This is a genomic window from Stenotrophomonas maltophilia group sp. Smal32 (assembly GCF_030237085.1).
Lineage (GTDB): Bacteria > Pseudomonadota > Gammaproteobacteria > Xanthomonadales > Xanthomonadaceae > Stenotrophomonas > Stenotrophomonas maltophilia_Q.
Window position 1 is genome coordinate 1 of the sequence record NZ_JASJSI010000161.1, and the last position, 7,189, is coordinate 7,189.

Below are 7,189 nucleotides of genomic sequence, written 5' to 3' on the forward strand. Positions count from 1 at the left end.
CCCCCCCCCCCCCCCCCCCCCCCCCCCCCCCCCCCCCCCCCCCCCCCCCCCCCCCCCCCCCCTATTTTTTCAACAAGAAGACGCAAACCCAGATAGGATGCCGTGTGGGGGGGTCGTTTTTTTTTTTAAGACACAGGACCCTTGGCTGGTTTTCTACAGGTTTAACAAGACGCTCCCGCGATTGTAGTTTTAGAGCCGACCCATTGGTCGGGTCCGTGTGTCATTGTCATTCAACCCGGCGCAGGGGCTCGCCTCTACAGATGCGGCGCTACGTTGCGTTCCGCGACGCACGACGCCCGAACCACCAGCCCACCAGCAGCTGCAACGGCAGCGATGCCAGCAGCGAAATGACGAACCACAGGGGAAAATCCGCACCTGCGGCCCATACCGCGTAGCCGCAGCCCAGCGCGATCAGCGACCAGATCGAGAACCCGTGCGAACGCGGCCAGCAGGGTGCGTAGTAGGTGGCGAAGGCGATGCCGGCGATGCCGCCGAGCACGCTGAAGGCCAGGTCCCAGCCCAGCTGCATGCTGTTGTTGCCCGGCGACAGGCCCAGCAGCGGCGGCAGCCAGCTGGCGACGCTGCTGACCAGGGCAAGTGACAGCACGCCGCCGATCAGGGCGACGATGGACAGGAACAGGGTCTTGAGCAGGCCGGGCATGCGCGCATTGTACGGCTGTGCGGCGCATCCGCGGTTGCCGGCCAGCGGCCGGCACTACCGATGGATCGGCATGGCCGCCGTGCCCGTGGGAGAGGGGTACGGAGCAGCGGCGGCCATGCACAGGCGGTCAGGCGGCGAAGTCGATCACCACGCGGCCTTCGATGGTGCCCGCGTGCATGCGCGCGAACACGTCGTTGATGTTTTCCAGGCGGTCGGTGCTGACCGTGGCCGCGACCTTGCCTTCGGCGGCGAACTGCAGCGATTCCTGCAGATCCAGCCGGGTGCCGACGATCGAGCCGCGTACGGTGATGCCGTTGAGCACCATGCCGAAGATGTCCAGCGGGAAATTGCCCGGCGGCAGGCCGTTGAGCGACACGGTGCCGCCACGGCGGACCATGCCCAGCGCCTGCTCGAATGCCTTCGGTGAAACCGCGGTGACCAGGGCGCCGTGCGCGCCGCCGATTTCCTTCTTCAGGAACGCGGCCGGATCGGTGGTGCGCGCGTTGACGGTGACCTGCGCACCGAGCTGCCGCGCCAGCGCCAGCTTGCTGTCGTCCACGTCCACCGCGGCCACGTTCAGGCCCATTGCGCGGGCGTACTGCACCGCCATGTGGCCCAGGCCGCCGATACCGGAGATCGCCACCCAGTCACCGGGCTTGGTGTCGGTGACCTTCAGGCCCTTGTAGACGGTCACGCCGGCGCACAGCACCGGCGCGATCTCGATGAAGCCCACTTCCTTCGGAAGCAGGCCGACGTAGTTGGCATCGGCCAGTGCGTACTCGGCGAAGCCGCCGTTGACCGAGTAACCGGTATTGCGCTGCGTTTCGCACAGCGTTTCCCAGCCACCCAGGCAGTGTTCGCAATGGCCACACGCCGAGTACAACCAGGGGATGCCGACCCTGTCGCCTTCCTTGACGTGCCCTACCCCGCCTCCCACGGCCACGACGTGCCCCACGCCCTCGTGGCCGGGGATGAATGGCGGGTTCGGTTTCACCGGCCAATCGCCCTCGGCGGCGTGCAGGTCGGTGTGGCAGACGCCACAGGCCTCGATCCTGACCAGCACCTCGCCCGCCCCCGGGCGCGGTACCGAGACTTCCTCGATGACCAGTGGCTTGCCGAACTCGCGTACGACGGCGGCCTTCATGGTGGATTGCATGTTCGGATCTCCGCAGTGCGCTTGCCCACAGAATGACGCCGGCTCGAGGCCGGCGCTTTGATCACGATCAAACCTTTGAAGATTCTTGCAGCGTGTTCAGCTGGCCAGCACCGATGCCTCGCGCGCCAGGCGCTCGATCGCCTCCCAGTCACGGGTCTGCAGCAGCGCCGGGGTGGTCAGCCAAGAACCGCCCACGCACAGCACATTGGGCAGGTGCAGGAACTGCGGCGCGGTCTGCGCGCTGATGCCGCCGGTCGGGCAGAAGCGCACGTCGGCGAATGGACCGTTCCAGGCGGCCAGCAGCGCGGCACCGCCGGCCTGCACGGCCGGGAAGAACTTGAAGGTGTCCTTGCCGTGCTCCAGGCCCAGGATCAGATCGGATGCGGTGGCGGCACCGGGCAGGTACGGCAGGTCGGCATCGCGCGCGGCGGCATACAGCATCGGCGTTGCACCGGGCGATACCGCGAAACGTGCGCCGGCCTGCTTCGCCGCCTGCATCTGCGCGGCGTTGAGTACGGTACCGGCGCCGATCACTGCGTCCGGCACGGCCTCGACCATGGCCTTGATGGCGTCCAGTGCCTGCGGCGTGCGCAGGGTCACTTCGATCACCGGCAGGCCACCGCGGAACAGTGCTTGGGCTACCTCGACGGCTTCATTCACGTCTTCGGGGGTGTACACCGGAATCACCGGTGCCAGCTTCAACAGCGCGCGCAGGCGCGGATCAGCGCTGGACATGGTCTTGCTCCTTGCCCGACGGGGCATTGCGGATCGCCGCCGGGTCCGGCAGCGCAGCGGCGCATGATGCCATGCGCGCTGCGAAGGCGCTGTCCGCTGCCCTGCCCTCTGCCCGGCTCAGGCCGGATCGGCCTGCAACGCCTGGATACGGCGCTGGTACCAGTCACCCCCAAGTGGATCGAACACCGCCGAACGTTCCATCGGCGCTTCGTACACATGCACCGAAATGGCCAGGGCCTCATCGCTGGCATTGCGCAGGGTGTGGTATTCATGCGGTGGAATCAGGCTGCCGGCACTGCCGCCGCCGCCGCGCAGCACGGCATGGCGGCGGAAGCGCCAGCGCTCGCCGGCGCACTCCAGCAGTTCATAGCGGGTGATCTCCAGCTCGCCCGACCACACGCCCTCCACACACCACATGGCATCGTGGTCGTGCAGCGGCGTGCCCTGCCCTGGGCCCCAGCTCATGGCAATCACGCTGTAGCCGTGTTCGCGGCTGTGGTACAGCGGACGTCGCGCGTAATGATCACTGACCGGACGGTGCACGCATTCGGGCAACTCGATGCGGCTGTCCGCGATGGCTTCCTGCAGCGCCAGCTGCAGGTCGGCGGTGATGCGCTCGGCATCACCGGAGGTCATCGCCGCGTCGACTGCGGCGATCAACCGGTCGCGGCCACGGAACGCCGGAAACGGAGAAGTCTGCAGGTCCATGCCCCGACTGTAGCGGAGCCTGGTTAAGGGAATGTTGGTGATCGCGCGCGTCGCACCCGCATTCATGGCAAGCGCGCGTGAAAAACGGTTCAGATGCAAATGCAGTAGAGCGATCACAATGGAACCTCACGCGGTGGAACGTGTCGAACACGGTCTGTGCCGCTCCAGCTGCGACCTTCCGCAACTTCGCGCCCGACGGGCGCAAGGCTAGAATTCTCCGACTTACCTGGTTCTATACATGTCAGTGCGAAATATGAGCGATGCCGCGTTGCCGGCATCGAAAGGCAAGGCTGCCACGATCAACGACATCGCACGACTGTCGGGAGTTTCCAAGAAAACGGTTTCAAGAATCATCAACAACTCGCCGCTGGTGCGCAAAGACACCCGCGACAAGGTCGAGGCGTTGATGCGCGAGGTCGGTTACGTGCCCGACCCTCTGGCGCGCGGGCTCGCGTTCCGCCGCTCCTTCCTGATCGGCCTGGTGTATGACGACCCGGGTGCCCAATGCATCGTTGACCTGCAGCATGGCGCGCTGGAAGCGCTGCGTGGCACCGGTTATGAGCTGGTGGTGCATCCCTGCGACAGCCAGGATCCGGAATGCGCGCACGGCGTGCGCCGCTTCGTGCAGCAGCAGAAGCTGCATGGGGTGATCCTCGGCCCGCGTGCATCCGAATCGGTTGCGCTCGCGCAGATGCTGGACGACATCGATTGCCGCTACGTGCGCATCAACGCACATGCGTCGGAGGATGAAGTGCAGGCGGTGGTCACCCACGATCGCGATGGCGCGGCGGCAGCAGCGGGTTACCTGCTCTCGCTCGGCCATCGTGACATCGCGGTGATCGCAGGGCCCGGAGACCGGCGCGCGGCGCGTGAGCGCACGCATGGCTTCCTTGAGCGGTTGGCCCAGGTGGGGCTGACCTTGCCGGGCGAACGCGTGCTGGAAGCCGGTGACACCTTCGAGTCCGGCGTGCATGCCGCCGAGCGGCTGCTGATGGGCGGGCAACGCCCCAGCGCGATCTTCGCCGGCAACGACGAGATGGCGGCCGGTGTCTACCAGGTTGCGCTGCGTGTGGGAATTGCCGTGCCACAGCAGCTGTCGATCGTCAGCTATGACGACAGCCCGCTGGCCTCGCGGTTGTGGCCGCCGCTGACTTCGGTGCGCCGCCATGTGTCCGACATCGGCCGCATGGCGGCGGCGATGCTGGTGCAGACCGAAGTACCGGATGCACCGACCGCGGCCAGCGTGCATCCACAGCTGATGGTGCGCGGTTCCTGCCGGGCCGTGGACGCCTGAGTACCCTGCCCTCGCCTGCGCCGCCGCGACGGCGCAGCGGTGCAGACATCAATGAAAACGGCGCACCCATGTGCGCCGTTTTCAGTGCGAAGCCATGCGCGTTGTGTGCTTACACGTCGCCGCCGTCGGCCCAGCCTTCCCCCGTGCCCTTCTGGAACACGCGGTCATCGCTCTGCACGTCACCGGCCGGCAGGTGCGCCTGGTCGGCCAGTGCCGCGTAGATCGGGGTGAAGTCCGGCGACGTCGCCTGCATCAGCTGTTCGAAGCTGTCGATGACGAAGTAGGTCTTCTGGAACGTGTCGATGCGGTACTTCGTGCGCATGATGCGCTGCAGGTCGAAGCCGATGCGGTTGGGCGCGGCTGATTCCAGCGAGTACAGCGATTCGCCCTTCGACGACACGATGCCGGCACCGTAGATGCGCAGGCCTTCGGGCGTATCGATCAGGCCGAACTCCACCGTGTACCAGTACAGGCGCGTCAGGTTCTGCAGCGCATCCGGGCCGATCGCGTGCGCTTTGACGCCGCCGCGCCCGTACGCCTCCATGTAGTCGGCGAACACCGGGTTCATCAGCAGCGGTACGTGGCCGAACAGATCGTGGAACAGGTCCGGCTCGGCGATGTAGTCGATCTGGTCCGGGCGACGGATCCACCAGGTCACCGGGAAACGGCGGTTGGCCAGGTGGTCGAAGAAATCCAGTTCCGGCAGCAGGCCTTCGACGCCGACCAGGGTCCAGCCGGTGGCTGCGCCGAGCACTTCGTTGAGCTGGTCGAAGCGCGGAATCATGTGCGCGCTCATGCCCATCTCGTCCTGCGCGTCCAGGAATTCCTGGCAGGCGCGGCCGACCAGCAGTTCGCGCTGGCGCTGGTACAGCGTGCTCCAGGTGGCGTGGTCGTCGGCGCTATAGGTGTCCCACGGCTGCTCGACGAGCGCGGTGGTGTACACCGGCACGTAGCCCTTGTCGGTCTGCTGGTGTTCGACGCGGCGGGGCTGGGCGAGGTCCATGGGGCACTCCTTGACGGGATACCTACGATGCTAGGCCAGAGCCCGCGCAACAGGGTTGCAAAAGTTGCGCCGATTGGCCTTGTTGGCGCAATATCCTTGCGTACTCACCATGTTGCGGGGCAACAATGGCCGGAGAAGTCCAGTTCGATCGCACGGATATACGCCTGCTGGCTGAAATCCAGCGGGATGGGCGCGCCACCAACGCCGAACTGGCGGCGCGGGTGAATCTCTCGCCTTCGGCCTGCCTGCGGCGGTTGCAGCGGCTGGAAAGCGAGGGTGTGATCGTCGGCTACGGCGCGCGGCTGGAACCGCGGCAGTTGCGCCTGGGCCTGCAGGCCTTCGTGCGCGTGCAGCTGGAAAAACACGACCAAGCCGCCATCGGCCACTTCGTGGACAGCGTGCAAGCGTGGGATGAAGTGGTGGCCTGCCATGCACTGACCGGCGACATGGATTACCTGCTGCACGTCTACGTGCGCGACCTGGAGCACTTCTCGCACTTCCTGCTGGACCGGCTGCTCAATGCCGGCGGCGTGGCCGATGCCAATTCCAGCTTCGTGCTGCGCACGGTGAAGGGATTCCAGGCATTGCCGCTGTCGCAGCTGGAGCCCTGAGCGGCCACCAGGCGTGCCCGGTGGCCAGGCACCAACGGATCAGCACTTGTCCTTGCGGCCCATCAGCTTGCCCAGGCGCGAGGCTTCCTCGCACTTCGGTGCGGCCACCGGCGCCGGTGCCGCTGCGGCGGCGCGCGCGCGCTGCAGCTGCTGGATCTTCGCGCGGATCTGCGGCATGGCCGCCATCGCAGCCTTTTCGCCTTCCAGGATCGCGGTGCCACGCTGGCTGAAATCGGCAGCGCCGATGTCCAGCACCTTCGGGCGGATGACGATGTCGGCGCGTGCCAGTTCCTGCTCGCCGAGGCGCTGGCCCATGATCGAGATGGACTGGTTGACGATGCCCAGCATGTCGGTCGGTGCCTTGCCGCTGGCCTTGCTGGAAATGTCCACGGCGATCACGAAGTCGGCGCCGAGCTGGCGTGCGGCATCCACCGGCACCGGGCTGACCACACCGCCATCGATGTAGTTGCGACCGCCGATCTTCACCGGCTCGAACACACCGGGAATGCTGCTCGACGCGCGCACCGCCTGGCCGACGTTGCCGCGCACGAAGATCGCCCGCTCGCCGGTTTCCAACTGGGTGGCGACGGCGGCGAACGGCTTCTTCAGGCGTTCGGCCGGACGGTTGGCGACCTGTTCGTTGACGTAGTCCTGCAGCTTCTGGCCCTGCACCAGGCCACCGGAGAACAGGCGCACGTCGCGGATGCTGGCTTCATCCAGCGCCACCGCCTTGCTCTGCATCTGGAACGCGTCCATGCCGCTGGCATACAGCGCGCCGACCACGCTGCCGGCACTGGTGCCGGACACCACCGCGGGCTCGAAGCCATTGGCTTCCAGCATCTTGATCACGCCGATGTGGGCGAAGCCTTTGGCCGCGCCACCGCCGAGCGCGATACCGATCTTCACCGGCTTGGCCTGCGGCACCACGGTGGGGGCCGGCGGCGGCGTGGGGCGGACCGGATCACCGCCGCAGCCGGCCAGCAGGCCGATCAGGGCGACGGACAGCAGCATGCGGGGGCGG

8 protein-coding genes are annotated in these 7,189 nt (G+C 66.8%); 2 read left to right on the forward strand and 6 right to left on the reverse strand.

The annotated features are described in order from the left end of the window. Positions 1-268: 268 nt before the first annotated feature. From QRO91_RS21325 to QRO91_RS21340, 4 genes are all read right to left on the reverse strand, one after another. Positions 269-661 (reverse strand): hypothetical protein, encoded by a 393-nt coding sequence (locus QRO91_RS21325; RefSeq protein ID WP_197650259.1) that lies wholly within the window; start codon positions 659-661, stop codon positions 269-271. 127 nt (positions 662-788) lie between these two features. Beyond that, a complete protein-coding gene (adhP, locus tag QRO91_RS21330) occupies positions 789-1,817 on the reverse strand; it encodes an alcohol dehydrogenase AdhP (protein ID WP_197632680.1) in 1,029 nt (342 codons plus the stop codon). Positions 1,818-1,913: 96 nt separating this feature from the next. Beyond that, positions 1,914-2,552 carry a bifunctional 4-hydroxy-2-oxoglutarate aldolase/2-dehydro-3-deoxy-phosphogluconate aldolase gene (eda, locus tag QRO91_RS21335; RefSeq protein WP_049429169.1) on the reverse strand — a complete coding sequence of 213 codons (639 nt, stop codon included), beginning with the start codon at positions 2,550-2,552 and terminating at the stop codon, positions 1,914-1,916. Between the two features lie 117 nt (positions 2,553-2,669). Further along, positions 2,670-3,260, reverse strand: coding sequence for a cysteine dioxygenase family protein (locus tag QRO91_RS21340; protein WP_197650257.1), 591 nt, complete (start codon positions 3,258-3,260; stop codon positions 2,670-2,672). Between the two features lie 238 nt (positions 3,261-3,498). Between QRO91_RS21340 and QRO91_RS21345 the strand changes: the two genes are divergently transcribed. Next, entirely contained in the window at positions 3,499-4,554 is a 1,056-nt protein-coding gene (locus QRO91_RS21345) for a LacI family DNA-binding transcriptional regulator (protein ID WP_197632677.1), read from the forward strand. 109 nt (positions 4,555-4,663) lie between these two features. Here the strand turns inward: QRO91_RS21345 and phhA are convergent, their stop codons facing one another. Continuing rightward, complete coding sequence (gene phhA, locus QRO91_RS21350) at positions 4,664-5,557, reverse strand: phenylalanine 4-monooxygenase (RefSeq protein WP_049429166.1); 894 nt, start codon at positions 5,555-5,557, stop codon at positions 4,664-4,666. A 125-nt stretch (positions 5,558-5,682) separates the two neighbouring features. On the opposite strand from phhA, the gene QRO91_RS21355 reads away from it, so the two are divergent. Next, positions 5,683-6,168, forward strand: a complete 486-nt coding sequence (locus QRO91_RS21355) for an Lrp/AsnC family transcriptional regulator (protein ID WP_049429165.1) — start codon at positions 5,683-5,685, stop codon at positions 6,166-6,168. A 39-nt stretch (positions 6,169-6,207) separates the two neighbouring features. Here the strand turns inward: QRO91_RS21355 and QRO91_RS21360 are convergent. Further along, positions 6,208-7,189, reverse strand: a 982-nt coding sequence (locus QRO91_RS21360) for a patatin-like phospholipase family protein (protein WP_285310556.1), incomplete at its 5' end; no start/stop codon positions are given.

What these genes read in the sequence shown, in the direction of transcription:
- adhP (WP_197632680.1), bottom strand. Translation starts at nt 1,817, where the DNA reads ATGCAATCCACCATGAAGGCCGCCGTCGTACGCGAGTTCGGCAAGCCA.
- QRO91_RS21345 (WP_197632677.1), top strand. Translation starts at nt 3,499, where the DNA reads ATGTCAGTGCGAAATATGAGCGATGCCGCGTTGCCGGCATCGAAAGGC.
- eda (WP_049429169.1), bottom strand. Translation starts at nt 2,552, where the DNA reads ATGTCCAGCGCTGATCCGCGCCTGCGCGCGCTGTTGAAGCTGGCACCG.
- QRO91_RS21340 (WP_197650257.1), bottom strand. Translation starts at nt 3,260, where the DNA reads ATGGACCTGCAGACTTCTCCGTTTCCGGCGTTCCGTGGCCGCGACCGG.
- QRO91_RS21325 (WP_197650259.1), bottom strand. Translation starts at nt 661, where the DNA reads ATGCCCGGCCTGCTCAAGACCCTGTTCCTGTCCATCGTCGCCCTGATC.
- QRO91_RS21355 (WP_049429165.1), top strand. Translation starts at nt 5,683, where the DNA reads ATGGCCGGAGAAGTCCAGTTCGATCGCACGGATATACGCCTGCTGGCT.
- phhA (WP_049429166.1), bottom strand. Translation starts at nt 5,557, where the DNA reads ATGGACCTCGCCCAGCCCCGCCGCGTCGAACACCAGCAGACCGACAAG.